Annotated in this window: 1 protein-coding gene; it reads left to right on the forward strand. The window is 57.3% G+C overall.

From position 1 onward, the window contains the following. On the forward strand, positions 1–375 hold a 375-nt coding region (tssI, locus tag ACGF5R_RS24635), incomplete at both ends, for a type VI secretion system tip protein TssI/VgrG (RefSeq protein ID WP_387693273.1).

Below are 375 nucleotides of genomic sequence, written 5' to 3' on the forward strand. Positions count from 1 at the left end.
CCTTATCGCTACAAACCCCTGGCGGACGGTGATGAAGTCGCCACGGTGGTCGGGGTGGGAAGCGAAGAGATTTATGTGAACGAACACGGCGCGATCCGGATCCATTTCCACTGGAACCGTTACGATAAAGCGGACGACCTCGCGTCTTGCTGGGTACGGGTGGCACAAGGCTGGAACGGCAACGGTTTCGGTTTTATGGCGATCCCTCGCGTCGGGCAGGAGGTGATAGTCAGCTATCTCAACGGCGATATCGACCGCCCGATTGTGACGGGGTGTACCTACAATGGCCTCAACCGGCCGCCGCTTGATTTACCGCGGGAGAAAACCCGTACCACCTTTAAAACCCGGACTCACCGGGGAGAGGGATTTAATGAA

This window comes from Photorhabdus sp. RM71S, from assembly GCF_042879355.1.
Lineage (GTDB): Bacteria > Pseudomonadota > Gammaproteobacteria > Enterobacterales > Enterobacteriaceae > Photorhabdus > Photorhabdus kayaii.